This is a genomic window from Modestobacter sp. VKM Ac-2978 (genome assembly GCF_026968025.1).
Taxonomy (GTDB): domain Bacteria; phylum Actinomycetota; class Actinomycetes; order Mycobacteriales; family Geodermatophilaceae; genus Modestobacter.
Map to the genome: position 1 here is coordinate 692,874 of NZ_JAPVBP010000002.1, position 25,674 is coordinate 718,547.

The following is a 25,674-nucleotide window of genomic DNA, read 5'->3' on the forward strand; positions in this document are numbered from 1 at the left end:
CTGGCGAGCTCACCCAGGTACACAGCAGTGGTCGCGAACGCGGCCGACGAGCGCAGCGAGGAGAACAAGTGAGTGACGCGATCCTCGTGCTCGAGGACGGCAGGACCTTCCACGGCGACGCCTACGGCGCGACCGGCACGACGGTCGGCGAGGCGGTGTTCTCCACCGGGATGACCGGCTACCAGGAGACGCTGACCGACCCCAGCTACGCCGGCCAGATCATCACCATGACGGCGCCGCACGTCGGCAACACCGGCGTCAACGGCGAGGACGACGAGAGCCGCCGGATGTGGGTCGCCGGCTTCGTCGTCCGTGACCCCGCCCGCCGCCCGGCGAACTGGCGGGCCACCGGCAGCCTGGACGACGAGCTGGTCGCCCAGGGCGTGGTGGGGATCAGCGGCATCGACACCCGCGCACTGACCCGCCACCTGCGCGACCGCGGGGCGATGCGCGCCGGGATCAGCACGGAGCTGGGCGCGGACGAACTGCTGGCCCGGGTGACCGAGAGCCCGAGCATGACCGGCGCGGACCTGGCGCCGAGCGTCAGCGCCAGCGAGCCCTACGTCGTCCCGGCGGTGGGGGAGAAGCGGTTCACCATCGCCGCCCTCGACCTGGGCATCAAGACCGCCACCCCGCGGTACCTGGCCGAGCTCGGTGTCGAGACGCACGTGCTGCCCGCGACCGCGACCGCCGAGCAGCTGCTCGAGCACGGGGTGGACGGCGTGTTCGTCTCCAACGGCCCCGGCGACCCGGCGGCCGCCGACTACGCGGTCGCTGCGGTGCGCGGGGTGCTCGAGGCCCGCCGTCCGCTGTTCGGCATCTGCTTCGGCAACCAGATCCTCGGCCGCGCGCTGGGCCTGGGCACCTACAAGCTGCGCTTCGGGCACCGCGGGCTGAACCAGCCGGTGCTGGACCGGGTCAGCGGCACGGTGCGGGTCACCAGCCACAACCACGGCTTCGCCGTCGACGCCCCGCTGGACCGGCCGACCGACACCCCGTTCGGGCCGGTCGAGGTCAGCCACGTCGGGCTCAACGACCAGGTGGTCGAGGGCCTGCGGCTGCTGGAGACCCCGGCGTTCAGCGTGCAGTTCCACCCGGAGGCCGCGGCCGGGCCGCACGACGCCAACCCGCTGTTCGGCCGCTTCGTCGACCTGATGGCCGCGTCCAAGGAAGGCAGCGCTGTGACGCCTGCGCCCATCGTCGAGACGAGCACGGGGGAGAAGGCCTGATGCCCAAGCGGACAGACCTCCAGCACGTGCTGGTGATCGGCTCGGGGCCGATCGTCATCGGTCAGGCCAGCGAGTTCGACTACTCGGGCACCCAGGCCTGCCGGGTGCTCAAGGCCGAGGGGCTGCGGGTCAGCCTGGTCAACAGCAACCCAGCGACGATCATGACCGACCCCGAGGTCGCCGACGCCACCTACGTGGAGCCGCTGACCCCGGAGTTCGTCGAGCGGGTGATCGCCAAGGAGCGCCCCGACGCGCTGCTGGCCACCCTGGGCGGCCAGACGGCGCTGAACCTCGCCATCGGGCTGTACGAGAACGGGGTGCTGGAGAAGTACGGCGTCCAGCTCATCGGCGCCGACGTCGACGCGATCAACCGCGGCGAGGACCGGCAGAAGTTCAAGGACATCGTGCGGTCCGTCGGCGCCGACGCCCCGCGCTCCACGGTCTGCGGGACCGTCGAGGAGGCGCTGGCCACCGCCGCCGAGGTCGGCTACCCGGTGGTCATCCGGCCCAGCTTCACCATGGGCGGGCTGGGCTCGGGGATCGCCACCGACGAGCCGATGCTGCGCCGGATGGCCGGCCACGGGCTCGCCGACTCACCCGTGCACACCGTGCTGATCGAGGAGTCGGTGCTGGGCTGGAAGGAGTTCGAGCTCGAGCTGATGCGCGACCGCAGCGACAACGTGGTGGTCATCTGCTCGATCGAGAACATCGACGCGATGGGCGTGCACACCGGTGACTCGGTGACCGTCGCCCCGGCGATGACGCTCACCGACCGCGAGTACCAGCAGATGCGCGACGTCGGCATCGCCGTCCTGCGCGAGGTCGGCGTGGACACCGGCGGCTGCAACATCCAGTTCGCCGTGCACCCGGAGACCGGGCGCCTGGTCGTGATCGAGATGAACCCGCGGGTGTCGCGGTCCAGTGCCCTGGCGTCGAAGGCCACCGGCTTCCCGATCGCCAAGATCGCCGCGAAGCTGGCCATCGGCTACACCCTCGACGAGATCACCAACGACATCACCGGGGTCACCCCGGCGTCGTTCGAGCCGTCGCTGGACTACGTCGTGGTGAAGATCCCGCGCTTCGCCTTCGAGAAGTTCCCCGGGGCCGACCCGCGGCTGACCACGACGATGAAGAGCGTCGGCGAGGTCATGGCGATGGGCCGCAACTTCACCGAGGCCCTCGGCAAGGCGATGCGCTCGACCGAGACCTCGGCGGCCGGGTTCTGGACCGACGCCGCCCAGCCCGCGGACGCCGCGGCACTGGTGGAGCAGCTGCGCACCCCGGTCGACGGCCGGCTGTACACCGCCCAGCGGGCCCTGGCCGCGGGCGCCACCGTCGAGCAGGTGTCCGAGGCCAGCGGCTTCGACACCTGGTTCGTCGACCAGATCGCCCTGGTCAACGAGATCGGCGAGGAGGTCCGGGAGGCGCCGTCGCTGACCCCGGAGCTGCTGCGCCGGGCCAAGCGGCACGGTCTGTCCGACCGCCAGGTGGCCGTGCTGCGGCCGGAGCTGGCGGGGGAGGACGGCGTCCGCACGCTGCGCTGGCGGCTGGGCATCCGGCCGGTCTACAAGACCGTGGACACCTGCGCCGCCGAGTTCGCCGCCCGGACGCCGTACCACTACTCCTCCTACGACTCCGAGACCGAGGTGGAGCCGCGGGAGAGGCCGGCGGTGCTGATCCTCGGGTCGGGGCCGAACCGGATCGGGCAGGGCGTGGAGTTCGACTACTCCTGCGTGCACGCGGTGATGGCCCTGCAGGACGCCGGCTACGAGGCGGTGATGGTCAACTGCAACCCGGAGACCGTCTCCACCGACTACGACACCGCCGACCGGCTGTACTTCGAGCCGCTCACCTTCGAGGACGTCCTGGAGGTCGTGGAGGCCGAGCGCGCCGCCGGCCCGGTCGCCGGGGTCATCTGCACCCTCGGCGGGCAGACCCCGCTGGGCCTGGCGCAGCGGCTCAAGGACGCCGGCGTCCCGGTGCTGGGCACGTCCCCGGAGTCGATCGACGCGGCCGAGGACCGCGGCGAGTTCTCCCGGGTGCTGTCCGACACCGGCCTGCTCGCGCCCAAGCACGGCATGGCGACGACGTCGGCCGAGGCGGTGGCGATCGCGGCCTCCATCGGCTACCCGGTGCTGGTGCGGCCCTCCTACGTGCTCGGCGGGCGCGGGATGGAGATCGTCTACGAGGACGCCATGCTGGAGGCCTACATCACCAAGGCCACCGACGTGAGCGCCGACCACCCGGTGCTGGTCGACCGGTTCCTCGAGGACGCCGTGGAGATCGACGTCGATGCGCTCTACGACGGCACCGACCTGTACCTGGGCGGGGTCATGGAGCACATCGAGGAGGCCGGGATCCACTCCGGCGACTCGGCGTGCGCCCTGCCGCCGATCACCCTGGGCGGGGAGGACCTGCACACCATCCGGCGGGCCACCGAGGCGCTGGCCGCCCGGATCGGTGTGCGCGGGCTGATGAACGTGCAGTACGCGCTGAAGGACGACGTCCTCTACGTGCTGGAGGCCAACCCGCGCGCCAGCCGGACCGTGCCGTTCGTGTCGAAGGTGACCGCGGTGCAGCTGGCCAAGGCCGCGGCCCGGATCGCGGTCGGCCAGACGATCGCCCAGCTGCGCACCGAGGGCGTGCTGCCGGCCACCGGGGACGGCACCGACCTGCCGGTCGACGGCCCGATCGCGGTGAAGGAGGCGGTGCTGCCCTTCCACCGGTTCCGCACCATCGAGGGCCACGGGGTGGACACCGTGCTCGGGCCGGAGATGAAGTCGACCGGTGAGGTGATGGGCATCGACGCGGAGTTCGGAACCGCGTTCGCCAAGTCCCAGGCGGCCGCCTACGGCGACCTGCCGACCGGGGGGACGGTGTTCGTGTCGCTGGCCAACCGGGACAAGCGCTCGGCGGTCTTCCCGGTGAAGCGGCTGGCCGACCTCGGGTTCCGGGTGCTGGCCACCGTCGGCACCGCCCAGGTGCTCCGCCGCAACGGCGTCTCCTGCGAGGTGGTGGGGAAGTTCTCGCAGGGGCCGGGCAACATCGTCGAGCGGATCCTGGCGGGCGAGATCGACCTGGTGGTCAACACCCCGTTCGGCACGCCGGGCAACAGCGGCCCGCGGCTGGACGGGTACGAGATCCGCGCCGCCGCGGTGAGCGCCGGCATCCCGTGCATCACCACCGTGCAGGGCATGGCGGCCACCGTGCAGGGCGTCGAGTCGCTCCGCCGGGGCGACATCGGGGTGCGCAGCCTGCAGGACCTGCACGAGTCGCTGGCCGCCGCCCAGGCGGCAGCCGGGACCACGGCGTGAGGGGGGGCGGGGGCGCGACCACTGCGGCCGAGCTGGGCCGGGAGGCGCGCGCGGCCGGGCTGACCGGCCCGGTGCTCCGGGCCCTGCACACCGCCGCCGTCGCCCGCCTGGACGGTGCCCCCGCCCCCGAACCGGTCTGGCTCACCGAGCTGACGACCGCACTCGACCGGGACGGGCTGGACGCCGGCGACCTGCCCGCGCTGGTCCGGCTGCTGGCCACCACGGGGCAACACCGGCTGCTGGCCCGCTCGGGGGTGCAGTTCCCGGCGTACGCCCTCACCGACGACGTGGCGGCTGCGCGCGTCGGGCCGCCGGGGCCACGGCTGCCGGTCCGGCCGCGGGCCGCCGGCAGCTGGCAGGTGCTCGGCCGGCGGACCGGGTTCCCGATCGGCGTGCCCGCCTGCCCGATGACCGGCACCGCCGCCTGGGTGCAGTACCTGGCCGGCAACGGCTTCAACCTGCTCACCTACAAGACCGTCCGCAGCCGGGCGCACGCGGCCAACGAGTTCCCGAACTGGGCGTTCGTCCCCGCGGTGCGGGAGCCGTTCGCGCTGGACGGACCGCCGCCGGTGGTCACCGCCGAGCCGTCCGACTGGGTGCCGCCCGGCGACCCGGCGGTGACCAGTGCGAACTCCTTCGGGGTGCCGTCGCCGGACCCGGCGGTCTGGACCGAGGACGTCGCCGCCGCTGTCCGCTGCCTGGCCGACGACCAGCTGCTGCTGGTCAGCGTGCTGGGTGAGGACGACGGCGAGGGCCCGCCGCAGCTGCAGGCGATCGCCGAGGACTTCGCTCGCACCGCACGACTGGCCGAGTCCGCCGGCGCCCCGGTGGTCGAGCTCAACCTGTCCTGCCCCAACGCGCTGGACGCAGCCCGGGGCGGGGTGCGCCCGCCGATCTGCCTGGACGCCGAGCTGACCACCGCGATCGTCGAGACCACCCGGCGCGCGCTGTCCAGCAGCACCGGGCTGGTCGCCAAGCTCTCCTGGCTGGACGCACCCGCCCTGGCCGGGCTGCTGCCGCGGATCGCGCCGCACCTGGACGGGGTGGCCGCGATCAACACGGTGCAGTGCACGGTGCAGCGCGCCGACGGCCGGCCCACCTTCCCGGGCCGGCCACTGGCCGGTGTCTCCGGCCGGGCGGTGCGCGATCTGGCCCTGGACTTCACCGCCCGGCTGCTGGACCTGCGGGCGGCCGGCGGCTTCGACTTCGACGTCCTGGCGATGGGCGGGGTGACCGACCCGGCGAGCTGCGCGGCGCTGTTGGAGCTCGGCGCGGCCGGCGTGCAGACCGCCACCGGCGCCTTCGCCGACCCGTTCCTCGCCCGGGCGTGCGTCACCGAGTTCGCCGGGGCAGCGGCGTGAGCGGCACCTTCGGCGAGCGGCTGGCCGACGCCGTCGCCGCGCGCGGCCCGCTGTGCGTCGGCATCGACCCGCACGTGCCGCTGCTCGAGCGTTGGGGGCTGCCGGACAGCCCCGACGGGCTGGCCCGGTTCACCGACGCCGTCGTGGACGCGCTGGCCGGGCACGTTGCGGTGCTCAAACCGCAGCTGGCCTTCTACGAGCGGCACGGCTCCCGCGGGCTGGCCGTGCTCGAGGATGCCGTCGCCCGGGCCCGGGCGGAGGGGGCGCTGGTGCTGCTGGACGCCAAGCGCGGCGACATCGGCTCCACGATGGACGCCTACGCCGACTACCTGCGCCCCGAGCACCCGCTCGCCGTCGACGCCCTGACCGTCAGCCCGTTCCTGGGCCCGGGTTCCCTGCAGCCGGCCGTGGACACCGCCCGCCTGCACGGCGGCGGGCTGTTCGTGCTGGCCCGCACCTCGAACCCGGACGCCGGCACGCTGCAACACGCGCTGGTGGGGGAGCGGACCGCCGCCCAGGTCGTCATCGACACCGTGCGCGGCTGGAACACCCCGGGGTGGGTGGTGGGCGACCCGCTGCCCGACATGGCCGCGGTGCGCGACCTGGCGGGCCGGTGGGGCCCGACCACGGGCTCGTTCGGCGTCGTCGTGGGCGCCACCCTGGCCGACCTGGACGTCGACCTCGACGGGCTCGGTGGGCCGGTGCTCGCCCCGGGCCTGGGCGCCCAGGGCGGGTCGGTCGCCGACCTGCGCCGGTTGTTCGGGACCGGGCGCGCCGTCGTCCCCACCGTCTCCCGCGACGTGCTGCAGGCCGGGCCGGACGCCGCCGCGCTGCGGGCCGCCGCCGACCGCTGGACGGCAGAGCTCACCGCGTGAGGCGCGCGGCGCCCCGGCTGGTGCTGGCCCTCGGGGCGGTGCTGTGCGCGCTGGGCGTCGCGCCTGTTCTGGCGGGCCAACCGGCCGGGGCCACCGGCCGACGGCGGCTGGGCCGCCTACACGCCCCTGCCGGTGGAGACGGCGTACCAGAGTCGGCTGACCCTCTCCTTCGACGACGACCGCTGGGCGGTGCTCTGGACCGCCGGCCACGTCGTCGGTGCCGTGCTGGTCGTGGCCGGGCTGCTGGTGCTGTCCGGCCTGGCCGGGTGGCTGCTGGGGCGGCGGCGGGCCGGCCGACGACGCGCCGCCTGACCAGCGGTGACGGCACGGTTACTGCACCGTCCGGTCCGATCGCGTGTCCGTGCAGCACACCGGCCCGGCGCAGATGACACGGGGTCCAGGATGACCAGCGGGTTCGAGGTGACTAGGTTGGCGCCCAGGCTCATACCGAGGGCCGCCGTCCAGGCACACTCCACACCGAACGACACCGCCGGTCGCAGCGCCGGCACGAACACGATTGGGTTGCTCCGTGCCCCTTCCCGAACTGACCCCCGAACAGCGCGCCGCTGCCCTGGAGAAGGCCGCCGCGGCCCGCAAGGCCCGTGCCGAACTGCGTGAGCGGCTGAAGACCAAGGGCGCGACGGTCGGCGACGTCCTCAAGCAGGGCGAGACCGACGAGGTCATCGGCAAGATGCGCGTCTCCGCGGTGCTCGAGTCCCTCCCCGGGGTCGGCAAGGCGCGTGCTGCCAAGATCATGGAGCGCCTCGAGATCTCCCCGACCCGTCGCGTCCGTGGTCTCGGCGCCAACCAGCGCAAGGCGCTGGAGGCCGAGTTCGCCGGCGAGGTCGTCGAGCCCTGAGCACGTCCCTGTCCCGACCGACGCAGACCCCCAGCCCGAGGACGCCGAGCGTGGCCCGCACCCCTGCCCGCCTGACGGTCCTCTCGGGTCCCTCCGGGGTGGGGAAGGGCACGGTCGTCGCCGAGGTCCGGCGCCGGCACCCGGAGGTCTGGGTGTCGGTGTCGGTCACCACGCGTGCCCCGCGCCCCGGCGAGGTGGACGGCGAGCACTACTGGTTCGTCGACCCCGAGTACTTCGACTGGCTGATCGAGCACGACGGCCTGCTGGAATGGGCCGAGTACGCGGGCAACCGCTACGGCACCCCGGTCGCGCCGGTACAGGAGCAGCTGGCCTCCGGGGCCCCGGCGCTGCTGGAGATCGAACTGCAGGGCGCCCGGCAGGTGCGCGAGCGCGCGCCCGAGGCGCAACTGGTCTTCCTGGCCCCGCCGTCCTGGGCGGAACTGGTCAGCCGGCTGGCCGGCCGGGGCACCGAGCAGCCCGAGGTGCAGTCCCGCCGGCTGGCGCTCGCCCAGGCCGAACTGGACGCCTCGGGGGAGTTCGACGTGGTCGTCGTGAACGACGACGTGGCCAGAGCCGCGGACGAGTTGGTAGGCTTGCTGACTGCGTCTCCGCCCGCTGGTCCCTGACCGCGGCCGAGGGCGCACCCGAGGCGACCGAGCGGAGTCATCCGCCGCCCGCCCGCACACCGAGTTGAGGAGCACGCCCGCCCGTGTCCGGAGTCGCACCTGCCCCTGAGGGCATCACCAACCCGCCGATCGACGAGCTGCTCGAGCGGACCACCAGCAAGTACGGGCTGGTCATCTACGCCGCCAAGCGCGCGCGTCAGATCAACGCCTACTACAGCCAGCTCTCCGAGGGCCTGCTGGAGTACGTCGGCCCGCTGGTCGACACCGCGCCCCAGGAGAAGCCGCTCTCCATCGCGCTCCGCGAGATCAACGACGGCCTGCTGGCCCACACCGCCGGCGAGAACTAGGAGGACCCCCGCCGCTCGCACGCTCGCGGCGGGAGCCTGCGAGGGGGCCGAACGGCCCCCGAACTGATGAGGGAGCCCCCGGCTGGTGCCGGGGGCTTCGTCGTGTGTGGAGGATGGACCTCATGAGCCAGATCGTCCTGGGCGTGGGTGGCGGCGTCGCGGCCTACAAGTCCGCGCTGCTGCTGCGCGCCCTCACCGAGTCCGGCCACGACGTCCGGGTGGTGCCCACCGCGTCGGCGCTGCGCTTCGTCGGTGCCGCGACGTTCGAGGCGCTCAGCGGGAACCCGGTGTCCACCGAGGTCTGGGACGACGTGCCGGAGGTCGCCCACGTCCGGATCGGGCAGACCGCCGACCTGGTCCTGGTCAACCCGGCCACCGCAGACCTGCTGGCTCGGGCAGCGGCCGGCCGGGCCGACGACCTGCTCACCGCGACGCTGCTCACCGCGCACTGCCCGGTCGTCTTCGTGCCGGCCATGCACACCGAGATGTGGTTGCACCCGGCCACCCAGGACAACGTCGCGACGCTGCGCCGCCGCGGAGCCGTCGTGCTGCCCCCCGCGGTGGGGCGGCTCACCGGCCCGGACTCCGGCCCCGGACGGCTGCCCGAGCCGGCCGACGTCGCGGCGCTGGCCGAGCTGGTGCTGTCCGCCGGTGCCGGCGCGCTCGCCCCGGACCTCAGCGGCCGCCGGGTCGTGATCAGCGCCGGTGGCACCCGGGAGCCGCTGGACCCGGTGCGGTTCCTGGGCAACCGCTCGTCCGGGCTGCAGGGCTGGGCGCTGGCCCGGGTCGCCGCCGCCCGGGGCGCCGAGGTGGTGCTGGTCGCGGCCAACGTCGAGCTGCCGGCCCCCTTCGGGGTGCGGGTGGTCCCGGTCGAGACCGCCGAGGAGCTGCGGCTCGCGATGCACGCCGAGTCGTCCGGTGGGGAGATGGGGCGCCCGGCCGACGTCGTCGTCATGGCCGCCGCCGTCGCCGACTTCCGGCCCACCACGGTGGCCGGCAGCAAGCTGAAGAAGGGCGGGACCACCGAGCCCAGCTCGCTGGAGCTGGTCCGCAACCCCGACGTCCTGGTCGAGCTCGTGGGCGCCCGGCCGGCCGGTCAGCTCGTCGTCGGTTTCGCCGCGGAGACCGGCGACGCCGAGGGCGACGTGCTGACCCACGCCCGCGCCAAGCTGGCCCGCAAGGGCGTCGACCTGCTGGTGGTCAACGACGTCTCCGCCGGCCGGGTCTTCGGCCGGTCGGAGAACGAGGTGACGGTGCTGGCCGCCGACGGGACGGCGACCGCCGTGCCGGCCGGTCGCAAGGACGCGGTCGCCGCCGCGATCTGGGACGTGGTGGCCGGCCGGGTCGCCCCGCAGCCGTGAACCCACCGCCTCACCGAACGGGCGTCAGCTCCCGCCGGTAGCCTCAGCCGTCGGGCCGACCACTGCCGTGGTGCAGCCCCGCCGACCGCGAACAACGCGCTCGGCAGCCGACTGCAGGGAGAACCGAGTGCCACGCCGTCTCTTCACGTCCGAGTCGGTGACCGAGGGCCACCCCGACAAGATCGCCGACCAGATCAGCGACTCGATCCTGGACGCGATGCTCGCGCAGGACCCGCGCAGCCGCGTCGCCGTCGAGACCCTCATCACCACCGGCCAGGTGCACATCGCCGGTGAGGTCACCACCTCCGGCTACGTCGACATCGCCGACATCGTGCGCAAGACGATCCTCGGCATCGGCTACGACTCCTCCCGCAAGGGCTTCGACGGCGCCTCCTGCGGCGTCAGCGTCTCCATCGGCGCCCAGTCCCCGGACATCGCCCAGGGCGTGGACACCGGCTACGAGGCGCGCAAGGCCGAGCTGAGCGCGGCCGAGCACCGGGCCGCGGTGGCCGACGACCTGATCGAGCGGCAGGGGGCCGGCGACCAGGGGCTGATGTTCGGGTTCGCCACCGACGAGACGCCCGAGCTGATGCCGCTGCCGATCGCGCTGGCGCACCGGCTGTCCCGGCGGCTGTCGGCCGTCCGCAAGGACGGGTCGGTGCCCTACCTGCGTCCCGACGGCAAGACCCAGGTCACCGTGGTCTACGAGGACGACCGCCCGGTCGCCGTGGACACCGTGGTGGTCTCCTCCCAGCACGCCGAGGACATCTCCATCGACACGCTGCTGGCCCCCGACGTCCAGGAGCTGGTGGTCGAGCCCGCGCTGCGCGAGCTGGGCCTGCCGACCACCGGCTACCGGCTGCTGGTGAACCCGACCGGCAAGTTCGTCATCGGTGGCCCGATGGGCGACGCCGGGCTGACCGGCCGCAAGATCATCGTCGACACCTACGGCGGCATGGCCCGGCACGGCGGCGGCGCCTTCTCCGGTAAGGACCCCTCGAAGGTCGACCGGTCCGGCGCCTACGCGATGCGCTGGGTGGCCAAGAACGTCGTCGCCGCCGGGCTGGCCCGCCGCTGCGAGGTGCAGGTCGCCTACGCGATCGGTGCCGCGCACCCGGTCGGCCTCTTCGTCGAGACCTTCGGCACCAACACGGTGCCGGAGGAGGCGCTGGAGAAGGCGATCACCTCGGTGTTCGACCTGCGGCCCGGTGCGATCGTGCGGGACCTGGACCTGCTGCGGCCGATCTACGCCCCGACGGCGGCCTACGGCCACTTCGGGCGCACCGACGTCGAGCTGCCCTGGGAGCGACTGGACCGCGTCGACGCGCTGAAGTCGGCGGTGGGCGTCTCCTGAGCACGGCACGGCCGTTCGACGACGACCCGGGCACCCGCACACAGCGGGTCGCCCGGGTCGTCGTCGATGTGCCGTTGGCACACCTGGACCGGCCCTTCGACTACGCCGTCCCCGACGAGCTCGCCGAGCAGGTGGTGGCCGGCTGCCGGGTCCGGGTGCGGTTCGCCGGCAAGCTGGTGGACGGCGTCGTCCTGGAGCTGGCCGGCGACACCGACCACACCGGCAAGCTGGCCCCGCTGGCCAAGGTGGTCTCCGCCGAGCCGGTGCTCACCCCCGAGGTCGCCGAGCTGGCCCGCTCGGTCGCCGACCGCTACGCCGGGTCGCTCACCGACGTGCTGCGGCTGGCCCTGCCACCGCGCCGCGGCGCTCCGGAGAAGCGGCCCCGGCTCGACCCGCCGCCCCCGCCGGAGGCCCCCGATCCGGCGGGCTTCGCCCGCTATCCGACCGGGCCGCAGCTGCTGACCGCGGTGGCCGAGGGGCGGGCGGCCCGCGCGGTGTGGACGGCGCTGCCCGGGGAGGACTGGCCGACCCGGCTGGCCGAGCTGGCGCAGGCCGCGCTGTCGGGCGGACGCGGCGCGCTCGTCGTCGTCCCCGACGGCAAGGACCTCGACCGGCTGGCCGCCGCGGCCGAGCGGCTGCTGCCGGCCGGTTCGGTCGCGGTGCTGCGCGCCGACTCCTCGCCGGACACCCGCTACGGGCGCTTCCTCGCCGCCTCCCGCGGCACCGCCCAGGTGGTGCTCGGCACCCGCGGCTCGGTGTTCGCGCCGGTGCGTGAGCTGGGCCTCGTGGCGATCTGGGACGACGGCGACGACCTGCACGCCGAGCCGCGGGCGCCCTACCCGCACGCCCGCGACGTGCTGGTGCACCGGGCGCACCTGGCCTCCTGCGCGGCCGTGGTCGCCGGTACGGCGCGCACCGCGGAGGCGGCGCTGCTGGTGGAGTCCGGGTGGGCGCACGAGCTGATCGCCGACCGGGCCACCCTGAGGGCCGCCGCGCCGCGGGTGGAGGCCCTCGGCAGCGACTTCGAGCTGGCCCGGGACCCGGCCGCGCGCTCGGCCCGGTTGCCCACGCTCGGCTTCACCGTGGCCCGGCGCGCGCTGGCCGACGGCGCCCCCGTGCTGATCCAGGTGCCGCGCTCCGGGTACGTGCCCTCGCTGGTCTGCGACCGCTGCCGGGCGCCGGCCCGCTGCGCGCACTGCGCCGGCCCGCTGGGGATCGCACCGGCGCCCGGGCCGAACGGGGTGCGGATCGCGGCCTGCCGGTGGTGCGCCCGCCCGGCGGCGACCTTCGACTGCCCGCACTGTCACGGCACCAAGCTGCGGGCCGCCGTCATCGGCGCCTCCCGCACGGCGGAGGAGCTGGGCCGGGCGTTCCCCGGCGCGGCCGTGCGGGTCTCCGGCCGCAGCTCCGGCGTGCTGGCGGAGGTCTCCGGTGACCCGGCGATCGTGGTGGCCACGCCGGGGGCGGAGCCGGTGGCCGAGGGCGGCTACGGCGCGGCGCTGCTGCTGGACTCCTGGGCGCTGCTGGGCCGGGCGGACCTGCGGGCGGGGGAGGAGACGCTGCGCCGCTGGATGAACGCCGCGGGGCTGGTGCGGGCCGGCGGCCAGGTGGTGGTCGCCGCCGACGCCGCGCACCCGGTCGTGCAGGCGCTGGTGCGCTGGGACCCGGCCGGGCTGGCCACCCGGGAGCTGGCCGACCGCCGCGAGCTCGGCTTCCCGCCGGTCACCCGGATGGCCTCGCTGTCGGCGTCCCCGGCGGCGCTGGCGGACTTCCTGGCGGCCCTGCGGCTGCCCGAGGGCGCCGACGTCCTGGGACCGGTCCCCGAGCCCCCACGGCCGGGGCAGGAGGGCGAACGGGAGCGCTACCTGGTCCGGGTGCGGCGCAGCGACGGGGCGGCCCTGGCGCGGGCGCTGCACGACGTCCAGGGGGTGCGCAGCGCCAAGAAGGTCGCCGAACACGTCCGCGTGCAACTGGACCCGCTCGAACTGGCCTAGGTGCACGCGGCCGTCCCGTCGGCGGCAGGCGGTGTGGAGCTCGCCGAGAGCCTTGACAGTTTTTCCTGTCAGGAGCACGGTGACGTTGTGCAGGACGTCGAGGTCATCGAGGACGCGGAGGCGGCGGCCGCCGCGCTCGACCCGGTCCGGGCCCAGCTGCTCGGCGAGCTGGTCGTCCCGGCCTCCGCCGCCGGGCTCGCCGCCCGGGTCGGCATCGCGCGCCAGAAGGTCAACTACCACCTCAGGGCGCTGGAGGCGCACGGCCTGGTGAGGCTGGCCGAGGAGCGCCGGCACGGGGGCATCACCGAACGGGTGCTGCAGGCGTCGGCGGCGTCGTACGTCGTGTCGCCGGCGGCCGTCAGCGCGTCCGCGGCCGATCCGGACGCCAACGCCGACCACCTGTCGGCGGGCTACCTCGTCGCGCTGGCCGGCCGGCTGGTGCGCGAGGTCGGCGCCCTGGCGCGCCGGGCCGGTGCGTCCGGCACGCGCCTGCCGACGCTGACCATCGACACGCCGATCGGCTTCCGGTCGGCCGCCGACCGGGCTGCCTTCGCCGACGACCTGACCGCGGCGGTGCTCGACCTGGCCGCTCGGTACCACCACGACGACGGGCGCCCGCACCGGCTCGTCGTCGCCGCCCACCCCGTTCCCGAGGAGAGAACATGAGCACGACCACGGACGTCCTGTACCGCCTGGAGTTCAGCGTCGAGGTCCCGGGCACCCCGGAACAGGTCTGGCAGGCCATCGCGACCGCCCGGGGCATGAGCTCCTGGTTCCTGCCGACCGAGCTGGAGGAGCGCGAGGGCGGGTCCCTGCACTTCTCCATGGGCCCCGAGATGGGCTCGGACGGCCGGGTCACCGGCTGGGACCCGCCGCGCCGCATCGCCTACGAAGAGGACTGGGCCGCCCTCATGGGCAAGGACCCGGATGCGCTGAGCCCGCTGACGTCGGAGTTCCTCGTCGAGGCGCAGTCCGGCGGCACCTGCGTCGTGCGGGTCACCAGCAGCGGCTTCGGGACCGGCGCCGCCTGGGAGTCGGAGTGGTGGGACGACATGGGCTCGAGCTGGCGGCCCTTCTTCGACAACCTGCGCCTCTACCTGGCGCACTTCCCCGGCCAGGAGGCCACACAGCTGGAGGCCACCGCCTCCCACCCCGGCGACGCGGGAGCGCTCTGGTCGACCGTGCGCGACGCGCTCGGCCTGGGTGAGGAAGGCGCGACGGTCGAGGTGCGCGGCACCACCGGCACGGTCGAGCGGGTCGGCGAGCGGCAGGCGCTGGTCCGGCTCACCGCACCGGTTCCCGGGATGCTCAGCGTCTTCACGTACGGCGAGGGCGACGGCACGGCGATGGCGGGCGTGCGGGCATACCTGTTCTCCGCCGACGCCGCGGACCACGTGCGGCGTGAGCAACCGGCCTGGCAGGCCTGGCTGCAGGAGCTCGCCGTCCCGGCCTGATCTCCTGCACCTGCTGCCCGGGCCACCGGTGGTCAGTCGATCGGCTGGTCCAGCAGCTGCGCCAGCTCGGCGTCCAGCTGGGCGGCGGCCATGTCCTCGATGGCGCGCTCGGTGGCCCGGCGCCAGCGCACCGGGAGCGTCGTGGCGGCGGCGCCCACGCCGACCACGATCCCGACCAGCAGGTGCGGGCGCGGGTGGCCGCGCCCGCGCAGCGCCCGGACGGCCGGGCGGTGCACGGCCGTCGCCGCCAGCCCCCAGCCGGCCGTCGCGAGCGCCTGGTGGCGGGTCACCGCCTGATCGGCGGGGGACGCCGACTCGACCGGCATGCCCTGGAAGGTGCGCCGCAGCGAGGGCAGGTCGTGGGCCACCGTGTCGGCGGCGACCGCGGCCAGCAGCGCCAGGTACACCCGTGCCCGGGCCGCGGACCGAGGCGGCAGGTCGAGGGCCGCCTCGGCACCGCCGACCGTCAGGCCGTCGACGAGGGTGCTGATCACGGCGTGGACGCGGTGCGAGGCGAGTGAGGCCATTGCAGCACCGTAACCAGATCACCCTGCGGGCGCCGCTGCGCACGGCACCTAGGATCGTCGGGTGAGCGTCACCCCGATCCGGATCATGGGCGACCCGGTGCTCCGCACCCCGGCCGCCCCCGTCGTCGACTTCGACGCCGAACTGCGTCAGCTCGTCGCCGACCTGACCGACACCATGCACGCGGCCGGCGGCGCCGGCATCGCGGCGCCGCAGATCGGCGTCGGCCTGCGCGTGTTCACTTGGTACGTCGACGGCGAGGTCGGCCACCTGGTCAACCCCGACGTGACGCCGGTGGGCGAGGAGACCGAGGAGGACGCCGAGGGCTGCCTGTCCATCCCCGGCTTCCGGTTCGACTGCCGCCGGCACCTCTACGTCGCCGCCACGGGCTGGGACATGCACGGCGAGCCGATCCGGGTGGAGGGCTCGCACAAGCTGGCGCGGGCCATCCAGCACGAGACCGACCACCTCGACGGCGTGCTCTTCGTCGACCGGCTCGACGCCGAGGCCCGCGCCGCCGCCCTGGACGTGCTGCAGGGCGCGGAGTGGCAGGGTGCGCAGGCCTGGCTGCCCGACGGGTCGCCGGTGCCGGCACCCGTGGTGAAGGTGAGCCCCCACTGAGGCTCCTGTTCGCCGGTACCCCGGCGCCGGCCGTCGTCGCCCTCGACGCGCTGCTGGACTCCGCCCACGAGGTCGTCGCCGTCCTCACCCGGCCCGACGCGCCGTCCGGCCGCGGCCGGCGCACCAGCCGGTCGCCGGTCGCCGAGCGCGCCGACGCCGCCGGCATCCCGGTGCTGCAGCCCCGCTCGCCGCGGGAACCGGAGTTCCTCTCCCAGCTCGCCGACCTCGCCGTCGACTGCGCCCCGGTCGTCGCCTACGGCGCCCTGGTGCCGCCGGCGGCCCTGCAGGTCCCGCGGCACGGCTGGGTGAACCTGCACTTCTCGCTGCTGCCCGCCTGGCGCGGTGCGGCACCGGTGCAGCACGCGATCATGGCCGGCGACGAGGTCACCGGCGCGGCCACCTTCCAGCTGGAGGCCGGCCTGGACACCGGCCCGGTCCTCGGCGTCGTCACCGAGCCGATCGGGGCCACCGACACCGCCGGTGACCTGCTGGACCGGCTGGCGGTCAGCGGTGCCCGGCTGCTGGTCGCGACGCTGGACGGCATCGCCGACGGCTCGCTGCGGCCCGAGCCCCAGCCGGCCGAGGGGGTCAGCCTGGCGCCGCGGATCGAGACCGCGGACGCCCAGGTCGACTGGACCCTGCCGGCCCACGTCGTCGACCGGCGGGTGCGCGGCGTGACACCGGCCCCGGGCGCCTGGACGACGTGGCGGGGGAACCGGCTGCGGCTGGCGCCGGTCGAGCCGCTCTCGTCGTCGCTGGCGCTCGAACCCGGGGAGCTGTCGATCGGGTCGACCGGTGTGCTGGTGGGCGCCGGGCGCGGCGCCGTCCGGCTGTCGTCGGTGCAACCGGCCGGCAAGAAGATGCTCCCGGCGGCCGACTGGGCGCGCGGTGCGCGCCTGGAACCGGGCGAGCGACTCGGTGAGCAGGTGGGCGCATGACCGGCCCGGAGAAGCGGGCCGGCCACAAGCGGCGCAACGACCCCGGCACCGGCAACCAGCGGCCCCAGTCCCGGCGGCACCGGCCGACGCTGGACGGGGCCCGGCTGACCGCCTACGACGTGCTCGACGGCGTCTCCAGCCGGGCGGCCTACGCCAACCTGCTGCTGCCCCAGCTGCTGCGCGAGCGGCAGCTGGAGCCCCGGGACGCCGCCTTCGCCACCCAGCTGGCCTACGGCACGCTGCGCGCCACCGGCACCCTGGACGCCGTCCTGACCACGCTGGTGTCCCGGCCGCTGGCCGAGCTCGACCCCAAGGTGCTGGACCTGCTGCGGCTGGGCGCCTACCAGCTGATCGACCTGCGGGTGCCGGCGCACGCCGCGGTCGACACCACCGTCGCCCTCACCCGGGCGATCGTCGGCACCGGCGCCTCCGGGCTGGTCAACGCCGTGCTGCGCAAGGTCGCCGCCGGCGGCGACCGGGCCGCCTGGGTCGCCACCCTCGCCCCGGCCGACGACGACGAACGGCTGACCCTCACCACCGACCACCCGCGCTGGATCGTCGAGGCGTGGCGTGCGGCGCTGGCCGACGACGCCGAGGTGGAGGCCGCGCTGCTCGCCGACGACGCCGCACCCGAGGTGCACCTGGTCGCCCGGCACGTCGACCGGGACGAGCTGGCCGCCGACTCCGGTGGGGAGCCCGGGCCGTGGTCGCCGCACGCCGTCCGGCTGCACGGCGGTGACCCCGGCAAGCTGGCCGCGATCCGCTCCGGCGCCGCCGCGGTGCAGGACGAGGGCAGCCAGCTGGCCGCGCTCGCCCTTGTCCGGGCGCCGCTGGAGGGCCCGGACGCGCGCTGGCTGGACATGTGCGCCGGCCCGGGCGGCAAGGCGGGCCTGCTGGCCGCCGTCCGGCCGGCCGGGGTGCACCTGACCGCCGCCGACCGCAGCGAGCACCGCGCCGAGCTGGTGCGCGGCGCCCTGGCCGGCGCCGACGACGTCGAGGTGCTCGTCAGTGATGCGACGGCGCCGAGCTGGCCGGCCGCGTCCTTCGACCGGGTGCTGCTGGACGCACCCTGCACGGGTCTGGGCGCGTTGCGCCGTCGGCCGGAGGTGCGCTGGCGCCGGACGGCTGCAGACGTCGAGCCGCTGGCCGAGCTGCAGCGGCAGCTGCTGGACAGCGCGCTGGCCTCGGTGCGGCCCGGGGGAGTGGTCGCCTACGTGACCTGCTCCCCGCACGCCGCCGAGACCGTCGCCGTGGTCGACGCGGTCGCCGGCCGGGACGACGTCGAGGTGCTCCCCGTGGCCCCGCTGTTCCCCGAGGTGCCCGGCATCGAGCGCGGCGAGCACGCCCAGCTGTGGCCGCACCGGCACGGCACCGACGCGATGTTCATGGCGCTGCTCCGCCGCACCCGCTGACGGTCAGGCCGGCGGGTCGGCGAGCCAGCGGCGTGCCTCGGTCAGGCTCCGCTCGTGCAGCCGGAGCTGGACGCCGGAGGCCACCAGCGCCACGCCGGCGACCACCGCCAGCTGCGGCCTGGGCGGGTCGGCGACCAGCGGTACGACGACGCAGGCGGCGAGCACCACCGACACGGTGACCCAGACGGCGCGGACCAGGCCGGCCCGGTGCAGCCGCTGCTGGGCCCGGGCCCGGACCGCGTCGGCGCGGGTCCAGCCGACCAGCCGGTGGTGGCGCAGCGCGAAGTCGACCCGGGCGCCGTCGATGCGGGCTGCCCGGTCGCCCCAGTGCCAGCTGGCGGTGCGGATCAGCACCGCCAGCACGAGGAACCCCCAGGAGACGACGGCCGGAGCCTCTCCGCCGCCGAGCACGAGGAAGGCGTAGAGCGCGGCGAACGCCAGGACGACGGCCTCGACGACGAGCCGGCGCCGGTGGTCCCAGCTGTGCAGGTCGGCCTCGCCCTGCCGGATCGCGGCGTCGTCCGCTGCGCTGCGCTCCCTGGCCACCGGCGCACGGTAGCGGGTGGCCGGCGCTGCCCGACCTGCGCCGAGCCCGAGGTTCAGTAGACGACCCGGAAGCCGCCGATCAGCGTCACCACGTTGTCGTCCGGGTCGGTGACCGACGCCAGCTGCACGCCCTTGCTCGCCGTCTGCACCTCACCCGGCGAGAGCCCCCGGCTCCGCAGCTGGTCGAGGTGGACAGCCAGGTCGTCGACCGCGAGGTTGAGCAGCGCCCGGCCGGCACGGTCGGCGTCCACGTGCACCTGGACCCAGCCGGTGTCGGTGACCCGCCACTCCGCGAGGGTCGGCATCGGCCGGTTGTCGGCAGCGCGGCCGGGGACGCGGGAACGGCTCAGAAGGGGAACTGGCGCTTCGTGTGCTGGACGCTCACCCAGTGGTCGGTGGTGAACTCCTCGATCGCCCAGTCGCCACCGAACCGGCCCAACCCCGAGTCCTTCTCCCCGCCGAACGCGGTGTTGTTCTCGTCGTTGAGGGGGGAGTCGTTGACGTGGGTCATCCCGGCCTCCACCCGCAGCGCGAACTGCACCCCGCGCAGGGTGTCCTCGGTGAACACGGCGCTGGACAGGCCGTACTCGGTGTCGTTGGCGATCGCCAGGGCGTCGTCCTCGTCCCGGGCCCGGATGATGGTCGCGACCGGCCCGAACATCTCGGTGCGGGCGCTGGTCACCGCGTTGCTGCCGAGCAGCACGTGCGGGGGCAGCACCGACCCGATGGGGCCGGTCGGGTCGCCGCCGAGCAGCTGCTGGGCGCCGTCGGCGATCGACTGGGCGACCTTCTCCTGGATGCCCTCGAGCTGCTTGGCGTTGATGATCGGGCCGATCACCGTGTCCTCCTCGGCCGGGTCGCCGGCCTTGAGCCCGCGCACCCGCTCGACGTAGCGCTCCACGAACTCGTCGTGCACGGCGTCGTCCACGATGATCCGGTTGGTGATCATGCAGACCTGACCCTGGTGGAAGAACTTGCCGAACACGGCGGCGTCCACCGCGTAGCCGACGTCGGCGTCGTCCAGCACCACCAGCGGGCCGTTGCCGCCGAGCTCCAGCGAGAGCTTCTTCAGCCCGGCCTTCTCCGCGATCCCCTTGCCCACCGGGGTCGAGCCGGTGAAGGAGACCACCCGCGGCGTCGGGTGGGCGACGATCGCGTCGCCGATGTCGCTGCCCGAGCCGATCAGCACCGACAGCAGCCCCTCGGGCAGCCCGGCTTCCTCGTAGACCTTGGCCAGCAGCAGCCCACCGGTCACCGGGGTGTCGCCGGCGGGCTTGAGGACGACGGCGTTGCCGGTCGCCAGCGCAGGTGCCACCGAGCGGTTGGACAGGTGCATCGGCACGTTCCACGGGCTGATGACCGCGACCACGCCGACCGGACGCCGGTAGACGCGGCTCTCCTTGCCCTCGATGTCGGCGGGCAGGATCCGGCCCTCGACGCGGTAGGGATAGGACGACGCCTCGTGGAAGTCCCGCAGCGTGATGGCGTACTCGAACGCGGCGGCGGGGGCGGCAGCACCGCTCTCCTTGATGTGCCAGTCGACGATCTCGTCCTTGCGGTCCTCCATGATCCGGGCGGCGCGGCGCATCACGTCGGCGCGCTCGCTGGGCAGTCGGGCGGCCCAGTCCCGCTGGGCCTCCTTCGCCCGGGCGTAGGCCTCGTCGAGGTCGTCGGCGTTGGCGAGCGGGATCTCGGTCAGGGTCTCGCCGGTGTAGGGGTTGGTGTCGGTCGCGGTCTTCCCGGCCCGGCCGGCGCGCCAGGTGCCGGCGATCGGCATCCGGTCGAAGCCGTCGTAGCGGGCAGGTGCTGAGTTGTCCGATGCCATGCCAGAACGCCTACCCGGACGTGCACAACGGACACGTCGGCGGCTGGCCTGTCGAGTGCTGGGCTGTCGACGTCTCCGGCCCGGGCCAGACGTCGAGGAGTCGGCGGTCGACGCGCTGCTGGTCCGGCGAGGCCGACGAGCACCCGGGTCCGTCGGCGGCTGCCTCAGCTGGGCACACCGCCGGTCGGACGGTCGTCCGAGTTGCCGGTCCGCTGATCACGGGGAGACTGCCCAGTAGCCGCAGCGTCGCGGTCGTCGGCGGCAGTACGTCCTCCGGCGGACACCGGCGTCGGCGGCTCCGCAGCTCCCGAGGAGAAGAGGACGTCGTGCGCAGTCGCAGGTCCCGGATGACCACGGTCGCTCTCAGCCTGGCGCTGGGAGCCTTCCTCGGCGGCGCACCCGTGGCCGTGGCCGCCCCGGCCGTGACCGTCGCCGCCCCGGCCGTGACCGTGACCGGCGTCCTCGACGTGCCGCCCCCCGGGGCGAACGACTGGTCGTGCCGCCCCTCAGCGGCGCACCCGTACCCGGTCGTCCTGGTCCCGGGCACCTTCGAGAGCATGGCGAAGAACTGGTCGACGCTGTCCCCGGTGCTGAAGGCCGCCGGCTACTGCGTCTACTCCCTGAACTACGGCGTGACCAACGGCGTCCCTGCCACCGGGCCCATCGCCGAGTCGGCGGAGGAGCTCGCGGTCTTCGTCGACCGCGTGCTGAAGGCCACCAAGGCCAAGCAGGTCGACCTGGTCGGACACAGCCAGGGCGGGATGATGCCGCGGCACTACCTGGCCTTCCTCAAGGGCGCGAGACACGTGCACGCCCTGGTCGGCATCGCTCCTTCCAACCACGGCACCCAGGGGCTGGTGTTCCCGGAGTCGGGCCTCGGCAGCAGCGGCGACAACGTGCTCTGCGCGGCCTGCACCGACCAGCAGGCCGGCTCGCCGTTCCTCACCACGCTCAACTCCGGTGGTGACACCGTCGCCGGGCCGTACTACACGGTCATCTCCACCGTCTACGACGAGGTGGTCACCCCGTACACCAGTCAGGCGTTGGACGGAGCGCCGCAGCAGGTCACCAACATCGTGCTCCAGGACAAGTGCCCGCTGGACCCGATCGAGCACGACCAGGCACCCAACGACCCGGTCGTCCACCAGTGGGTGCTGGAGGCGCTGTCCCAGCGCACCGGCCCCGCCGACCCGGACTTCGAGCCGGCCTGCGCCTGAGCGGCCTCTCGACGTCCTGGCTGCTCGACACGGCGGCAGCCTGGGGGAGGCCCGGCCGATCCCGGGACGCCGGCGCACTCCGGTCGCCGGTCCGGCCGGGCGGGGGTGGCCCCTACGATCACCGGGTGCCACGGGAACCCATGATCGCGCCCAGTCTGCTGTCCGCGGACTTCGCCCGGCTCGCCGACGAGGTGCAGCGGATCGCCGACGCCGACTGGGTGCACGTCGACGTCATGGACGCCCACTTCGTGCCCAACCTGACCCTGGGCCTGCCGGTGGTCCAGGCGATCCAGGCGGTCAGCCCGGTCCCGCTGGACTGCCACCTGATGATCGACGACCCGGAGCGCTGGGCGCCGGGCTACGCCGAGGCCGGCGCCCGCAACGTCACCGTGCACGCCGAGGCCTGCACCGACCCGCGGGCCGTCGCGCGTGACCTCAAGGCCGCCGGGGCGCTCGCCGGCCTGGCGCTCAAGCCGGGCACGCCGTTGGAGGCCTACCTCGACGTGCTGCCCGAGTTCGACACCCTGCTGGTGATGACGGTGGAGCCCGGCTTCGGCGGGCAGTCGTTCATGCCGGAGGTGCTGCCGAAGGTCCGGGAGGCCCGGCGGCTGGTCGAGGCCGGCCACCTCCAGCTGTTCCTGGAGGTCGACGGCGGCATCAACGCCGACACCATCGAGCAGGCTGCCGAGGCCGGCGCCGACGTCTTCGTCGCGGGCTCGGCCGTCTACGGCGCCGACGACCCCGCCCGGGCGATCGCCGCCCTGCGGGCCCAGGCCGCACGCCCCCGGTGAACGCCGCCGAGCAGGCGGCGATGGCCCGGGCCCGGGAGCTGGGGCTGCGGGTGCTGGGCACCACCAGCCCGAACCCGCCGGTCGGTGCCGTGGTGCTCGACGCCGCCGGTGCCGTCGTGGGGGAGGGGGCGACCTCCCCGCCGGGTGGACCGCACGCGGAGGTGCACGCCCTCGCCTCTGCGGGGGAGCGCGCTCGCGGGGGCACCGCCGTCGTGACCCTCGAACCGTGCGCGCACACCGGTCGCACCGGCCCCTGCGCCGACGCGCTGATCGCCGCCGGGGTCGCCCGGGTCGTCGTCGCCGTCCCCGAGCCGACCCGGCTGGCCACCGGCGGCGCCGGCCGGCTGCGCGCGGCCGGCATCGACGTCGAGCTGGGCGCCGAGCAGGCCGCGGCCGCCGAGGGCGCCCTGGCCGGCTGGCTGACCGGGGTGCACGCGCACCGCCCGCAGGTCATCTGGAAGGTCGCCACCACCCTGGACGGGCGGGTCGCGGCCGCCGACGGCACCAGCCGCTGGATCACCGGGCCCGAGGCGCGGGCCGCCGTGCACCAGCTGCGGGCCACCTGTGACGCGGTGCTCGTCGGCTCCGGGACGGCGCTCGCCGACGACCCCCAGCTCACCGTCCGTGACGCCGACGGCCGCACCGCCGACCGGCAGCCGCTGCGGGTGGTGCTGGACCGCCGCGACCGGGTGCCGGCCACCGCCCGGGTGCACGACGCCGCCGCGCCCACGCTGGTCAGCCGGGCCGCCACCCCGGCCGCGCTGCTGGCCGAGCTGTTCGACTCCGACGTCCGCCGGGTGCTGCTGGAGGGCGGCCCCACGCTGGCCGCCGCCTTCCTCGCCGCCGGCCTGGTCGACGAGGCCGTGGTGCACGTCGCGCCCACGCTGCTCGGGGCCGGCGCCGCCATGGTGGGCGGGCTGGGAATCAGCACGATCACCGAGGCGCTGCACCTGCAGGTCACCGACGTCACCCGCATGGGCGGGGACGTGCAGATCCGGTTGCGGCCCACCCGGCACACTGGGTGGACAGCGTCGACCGGCGGAGGGAGCTGAGGTGTTCACCGGCATCGTGGAAGAGCTCGGCACCCTGATCGTGCGCGAGGACGGCGCGGACAGCGCGGTGCTGCGCATCCGGGCCCGCAAGGCACTGGAGGACGTCGCACTGGGCGACTCGATCGCGGTCAACGGCGTCTGCCTGACCGTCACCGGCGTCGAGCCCGGGCCCGACGGCACCGGCGTGTGGAGCACCGACGTGATGGCCGAGACGCTGCGCCGCAGCAGCCTCGGCGCCACCGGCTCCGGCGACCGGGTGAACCTGGAGCGCGCCGTCACCCCGCAGACCCGGCTGGGCGGCCACATCGTGCAGGGTCACGTCGACGGCGTGGGCACCGTGGTCTCCCGCACCCCCGGCGACGACTGGGAGGTCGTGCGGATCGCCGTCCCGCCCGAGCTGGCCCGCTACGTCGTGGAGAAGGGCTCGATCACCGTCGACGGCGTCTCGCTGACCGTGAGCGCGCTCGCCGACTCACCCGAGCCCTGGTTCGAGGTCAGCCTCATCCCGACCACCCTGCGCGAGACCACCCTGGGCGACCGAGCCCCCGGTGACCCGGTCAACCTGGAGGTGGACGTCATCGCCAAGTACGTCGAACGACTGTTGGGAGCACGACGATGACCGCCTTCCGGCTGGACTCGGTGGAGAGCGCGATCGCGGCGGTCAAGAGCGGCCGGCCCGTCGTCGTCATCGACGACGAGGACCGCGAGAACGAGGGCGACCTGATCTTCGCCTCGGAGCTCGCCACCCCCGAGCTGGTGGCCTTCATGGTCCGGTACACCTCGGGCTACATCTGCGTGGCGGTCACCGAGGAGGACGCCGACCGGCTCGACCTGCCCCCGATGTTCCGGGTGAACCAGGACCGCCGCGGCACCGCCTACACCGTCACCGTCGACGCCCGCGAGGGCGTCACCACCGGCATCTCCGCCGCCGACCGGGCGCACACCATCCGCACCCTGGCCGCCGCGGACACCGGCTCCGCCGACCTGGCCCGCCCCGGGCACGTGGTGCCGCTGCGCGCCAAGGACGGCGGCGTGCTGCGCCGCCCCGGCCACACCGAGGCCGCCGTCGACCTCGCCGTCCTGGCCGGCCTGCGCCCCTCGGGGACGCTGTGCGAGGTGGTCAGCGAGAAGGACCCGATCGGGATGGCCCGCGGTGACGAGCTGCGCGTCTTCGCCGACGAGCACGACCTGGTGATGGTCTCGATCGCCGACCTGATCGCCTACCGCAAGCGCTTCGACAAGCTGGTCGAGCGGGTCGCCGAGGCCCGGGTGCCGCTGCGCGCCGGGGAGTTCACCGCGGTCGGCTACCGCAGCTCCTACGACGAGCGCGAGCACGTGGCCTTCGTCTACGGCGACATCAACGCGAACGACGGTGAGGACGTGCTGGTGCGGGTGCACTCCGAGTGCCTGACCGGCGACGTGTTCGGCTCGCTGCGCTGCGACTGCGGCCCGCAGCTGGACGCCGCGCTGGCCGCCGTCGCCCAGGAGGGCCGCGGCGTCGTCCTCTACATCCGCGGGCACGAGGGCCGGGGCATCGGCCTGCTGCACAAGCTGCAGGCCTACCAGCTCCAGGACACCGGCGTGGACACCGTCGACGCCAACCTCGACCTGGGGCTCCCCGCCGACGCCCGCGACTACGGCACCGGTGCGCAGATCCTGGTCGACCTGGGCATCCACACCATGCGGCTGCTCACCAACAACCCGGCCAAGCGCGCCGGGCTGGAGGGCTACGGCCTCAAGATCACCGGCCGGGTCGCGCTGCCCAGCAACGTCACCGTCGACAACGTCGGCTACCTGCGCACCAAGCGGGACCGGATGGGACACCTGCTGGAGATCATCGAGCCCGACGGCCCCGTCGCCGGCGGCCAGCCGCCCGCGCCGGAGCGGCGCGCCGACGAGCAGCCGTTGTGACCGGGTCGCGACCCGTCCCACGGCACACTGCACCGTCCCACCTGACGACGAACAGCACCGAG

At 74.7% G+C, this 25,674-nt stretch carries 25 protein-coding genes; 21 read left to right on the plus strand and 4 right to left on the minus strand.

Annotated features, from left to right (window positions below; all coding sequences use genetic code 11):
• Nucleotides 1-68 precede the first annotated feature (68 nt).
• From carA to O2W53_RS07205, 13 genes are all read left to right on the plus strand, one after another.
• Nucleotides 69-1,229: a glutamine-hydrolyzing carbamoyl-phosphate synthase small subunit gene (carA, locus tag O2W53_RS07145; protein ID WP_269162302.1), complete on the plus strand. Its 1,161-nt coding sequence runs from the start codon at nt 69-71 to the stop codon at nt 1,227-1,229.
• Nucleotides 1,229-4,543 (plus strand): carbamoyl-phosphate synthase large subunit, encoded by a 3,315-nt coding sequence (gene carB, locus O2W53_RS07150; protein ID WP_269162303.1) that lies wholly within the window; start codon nt 1,229-1,231, stop codon nt 4,541-4,543. Before carA ends, carB begins: the two co-directional genes overlap by 1 nt.
• A complete protein-coding gene (locus O2W53_RS07155; protein WP_269162304.1) occupies nt 4,540-5,904 on the plus strand; it encodes a dihydroorotate oxidase in 1,365 nt (454 codons plus the stop codon). Before carB ends, O2W53_RS07155 begins: the two co-directional genes overlap by 4 nt.
• Nucleotides 5,901-6,779: an orotidine-5'-phosphate decarboxylase gene (gene pyrF, locus O2W53_RS07160; protein WP_269162305.1), complete on the plus strand. Its 879-nt coding sequence runs from the start codon at nt 5,901-5,903 to the stop codon at nt 6,777-6,779. Before O2W53_RS07155 ends, pyrF begins: the two co-directional genes overlap by 4 nt.
• 132 nt (nt 6,780-6,911) lie before the next feature.
• On the plus strand, nt 6,912-7,091 hold the full coding sequence (locus tag O2W53_RS07165) for a hypothetical protein (RefSeq protein WP_269162306.1): 180 nt from the start codon (nt 6,912-6,914) through the stop codon (nt 7,089-7,091).
• A gap of 217 nt (nt 7,092-7,308) precedes the next feature.
• Nucleotides 7,309-7,638 carry an integration host factor, actinobacterial type gene (mihF, locus tag O2W53_RS07170; RefSeq protein WP_269162307.1) on the plus strand — a complete coding sequence of 110 codons (330 nt, stop codon included), beginning with the start codon at nt 7,309-7,311 and terminating at the stop codon, nt 7,636-7,638.
• A 50-nt stretch (nt 7,639-7,688) separates the two neighbouring features.
• Complete coding sequence (gmk, locus tag O2W53_RS07175; RefSeq protein ID WP_269162308.1) at nt 7,689-8,264, plus strand: guanylate kinase; 576 nt, start codon at nt 7,689-7,691, stop codon at nt 8,262-8,264.
• Nucleotides 8,265-8,347: 83 nt separating this feature from the next.
• Complete coding sequence (gene rpoZ / locus O2W53_RS07180; RefSeq protein WP_269162309.1) at nt 8,348-8,611, plus strand: DNA-directed RNA polymerase subunit omega; 264 nt, start codon at nt 8,348-8,350, stop codon at nt 8,609-8,611.
• A gap of 122 nt (nt 8,612-8,733) precedes the next feature.
• Nucleotides 8,734-9,972: a bifunctional phosphopantothenoylcysteine decarboxylase/phosphopantothenate--cysteine ligase CoaBC gene (gene coaBC / locus O2W53_RS07185; protein ID WP_269162310.1), complete on the plus strand. Its 1,239-nt coding sequence runs from the start codon at nt 8,734-8,736 to the stop codon at nt 9,970-9,972.
• Between the two features lie 127 nt (nt 9,973-10,099).
• The gene (gene metK / locus O2W53_RS07190; RefSeq protein WP_164700409.1) at nt 10,100-11,326 is read left to right on the plus strand and encodes a methionine adenosyltransferase; all 1,227 of its coding nucleotides are present in this window, start codon (nt 10,100-10,102) and stop codon (nt 11,324-11,326) included.
• The gene (locus O2W53_RS07195) at nt 11,323-13,320 is read left to right on the plus strand and encodes a primosomal protein N' (protein ID WP_269162383.1); all 1,998 of its coding nucleotides are present in this window, start codon (nt 11,323-11,325) and stop codon (nt 13,318-13,320) included. The genes metK and O2W53_RS07195 overlap by 4 nt, the downstream gene beginning before the upstream one ends.
• A gap of 87 nt (nt 13,321-13,407) precedes the next feature.
• The gene (locus O2W53_RS07200) at nt 13,408-13,986 is read left to right on the plus strand and encodes a winged helix-turn-helix domain-containing protein (RefSeq protein ID WP_269162311.1); all 579 of its coding nucleotides are present in this window, start codon (nt 13,408-13,410) and stop codon (nt 13,984-13,986) included.
• A complete protein-coding gene (locus O2W53_RS07205) occupies nt 13,983-14,774 on the plus strand; it encodes an SRPBCC family protein (RefSeq protein WP_269162312.1) in 792 nt (263 codons plus the stop codon). The genes O2W53_RS07200 and O2W53_RS07205 overlap by 4 nt, the downstream gene beginning before the upstream one ends.
• A gap of 32 nt (nt 14,775-14,806) precedes the next feature.
• On the opposite strand, the gene O2W53_RS07210 is transcribed toward O2W53_RS07205, so the two are convergent.
• Nucleotides 14,807-15,301, minus strand: coding sequence for a hypothetical protein (locus O2W53_RS07210; RefSeq protein WP_269162313.1), 495 nt, complete (start codon nt 15,299-15,301; stop codon nt 14,807-14,809).
• A gap of 61 nt (nt 15,302-15,362) precedes the next feature.
• On the opposite strand from O2W53_RS07210, the gene def reads away from it, so the two are divergent.
• From def to O2W53_RS07225, 3 genes are read left to right on the plus strand one after another with little or no spacing between them, the layout of a single operon-like run.
• Nucleotides 15,363-15,920, plus strand: a complete 558-nt coding sequence (gene def, locus O2W53_RS07215; RefSeq protein WP_036335020.1) for a peptide deformylase — start codon at nt 15,363-15,365, stop codon at nt 15,918-15,920.
• Complete coding sequence (fmt, locus tag O2W53_RS07220) at nt 15,845-16,858, plus strand: methionyl-tRNA formyltransferase (protein WP_269162314.1); 1,014 nt, start codon at nt 15,845-15,847, stop codon at nt 16,856-16,858. Before def ends, fmt begins: the two co-directional genes overlap by 76 nt.
• Nucleotides 16,855-18,270, plus strand: a complete 1,416-nt coding sequence (locus tag O2W53_RS07225) for an RsmB/NOP family class I SAM-dependent RNA methyltransferase (RefSeq protein ID WP_269162315.1) — start codon at nt 16,855-16,857, stop codon at nt 18,268-18,270. Before fmt ends, O2W53_RS07225 begins: the two co-directional genes overlap by 4 nt.
• Nucleotides 18,271-18,273: 3 nt before the next feature.
• Here O2W53_RS07225 and O2W53_RS07230 read toward each other — a convergent pair whose 3' ends face one another.
• Genes O2W53_RS07230 through O2W53_RS07240 form a run of 3 tightly spaced genes read right to left on the minus strand, consistent with a single transcriptional unit; the run spans nt 18,274 to nt 20,641 of the window.
• On the minus strand, nt 18,274-18,816 hold the full coding sequence (locus O2W53_RS07230) for a hypothetical protein (RefSeq protein WP_269162316.1): 543 nt from the start codon (nt 18,814-18,816) through the stop codon (nt 18,274-18,276).
• Between the two features lie 53 nt (nt 18,817-18,869).
• Entirely contained in the window at nt 18,870-19,121 is a 252-nt protein-coding gene (locus O2W53_RS07235; protein WP_269162317.1) for a VOC family protein, read from the minus strand.
• Between the two features lie 41 nt (nt 19,122-19,162).
• A complete protein-coding gene (locus tag O2W53_RS07240; RefSeq protein ID WP_269162318.1) occupies nt 19,163-20,641 on the minus strand; it encodes an aldehyde dehydrogenase family protein in 1,479 nt (492 codons plus the stop codon).
• A 347-nt stretch (nt 20,642-20,988) separates the two neighbouring features.
• On the opposite strand from O2W53_RS07240, the gene O2W53_RS07245 reads away from it, so the two are divergent.
• From O2W53_RS07245 to O2W53_RS07265, 5 genes are all read left to right on the plus strand, one after another.
• Complete coding sequence (locus tag O2W53_RS07245) at nt 20,989-21,858, plus strand: esterase/lipase family protein (protein WP_269162319.1); 870 nt, start codon at nt 20,989-20,991, stop codon at nt 21,856-21,858.
• Nucleotides 21,859-21,983: 125 nt separating this feature from the next.
• Entirely contained in the window at nt 21,984-22,649 is a 666-nt protein-coding gene (gene rpe / locus O2W53_RS07250; RefSeq protein WP_269162320.1) for a ribulose-phosphate 3-epimerase, read from the plus strand.
• Entirely contained in the window at nt 22,646-23,701 is a 1,056-nt protein-coding gene (ribD, locus tag O2W53_RS07255; protein ID WP_269162321.1) for a bifunctional diaminohydroxyphosphoribosylaminopyrimidine deaminase/5-amino-6-(5-phosphoribosylamino)uracil reductase RibD, read from the plus strand. Before rpe ends, ribD begins: the two co-directional genes overlap by 4 nt.
• Nucleotide 23,702: 1 nt before the next feature.
• On the plus strand, nt 23,703-24,320 hold the full coding sequence (locus O2W53_RS07260; RefSeq protein WP_269162322.1) for a riboflavin synthase: 618 nt from the start codon (nt 23,703-23,705) through the stop codon (nt 24,318-24,320).
• Nucleotides 24,317-25,612, plus strand: a complete 1,296-nt coding sequence (locus O2W53_RS07265) for a bifunctional 3,4-dihydroxy-2-butanone-4-phosphate synthase/GTP cyclohydrolase II (protein WP_269162323.1) — start codon at nt 24,317-24,319, stop codon at nt 25,610-25,612. The genes O2W53_RS07260 and O2W53_RS07265 overlap by 4 nt, the downstream gene beginning before the upstream one ends.
• The last annotated feature ends 62 nt before the right edge of the window (nt 25,613-25,674 follow it).

What these genes read in the sequence shown, in the direction of transcription:
- carB (WP_269162303.1), top strand. Translation starts at nt 1,229, where the DNA reads ATGCCCAAGCGGACAGACCTCCAGCACGTGCTGGTGATCGGCTCGGGG.
- coaBC (WP_269162310.1), top strand. Translation starts at nt 8,734, where the DNA reads ATGAGCCAGATCGTCCTGGGCGTGGGTGGCGGCGTCGCGGCCTACAAG.
- O2W53_RS07205 (WP_269162312.1), top strand. Translation starts at nt 13,983, where the DNA reads ATGAGCACGACCACGGACGTCCTGTACCGCCTGGAGTTCAGCGTCGAG.
- O2W53_RS07210 (WP_269162313.1), bottom strand. Translation starts at nt 15,301, where the DNA reads ATGGCCTCACTCGCCTCGCACCGCGTCCACGCCGTGATCAGCACCCTC.
- O2W53_RS07225 (WP_269162315.1), top strand. Translation starts at nt 16,855, where the DNA reads ATGACCGGCCCGGAGAAGCGGGCCGGCCACAAGCGGCGCAACGACCCC.
- O2W53_RS07235 (WP_269162317.1), bottom strand. Translation starts at nt 19,121, where the DNA reads ATGCCGACCCTCGCGGAGTGGCGGGTCACCGACACCGGCTGGGTCCAG.
- O2W53_RS07240 (WP_269162318.1), bottom strand. Translation starts at nt 20,641, where the DNA reads ATGGCATCGGACAACTCAGCACCTGCCCGCTACGACGGCTTCGACCGG.
- O2W53_RS07245 (WP_269162319.1), top strand. Translation starts at nt 20,989, where the DNA reads ATGACCACGGTCGCTCTCAGCCTGGCGCTGGGAGCCTTCCTCGGCGGC.
- O2W53_RS07265 (WP_269162323.1), top strand. Translation starts at nt 24,317, where the DNA reads ATGACCGCCTTCCGGCTGGACTCGGTGGAGAGCGCGATCGCGGCGGTC.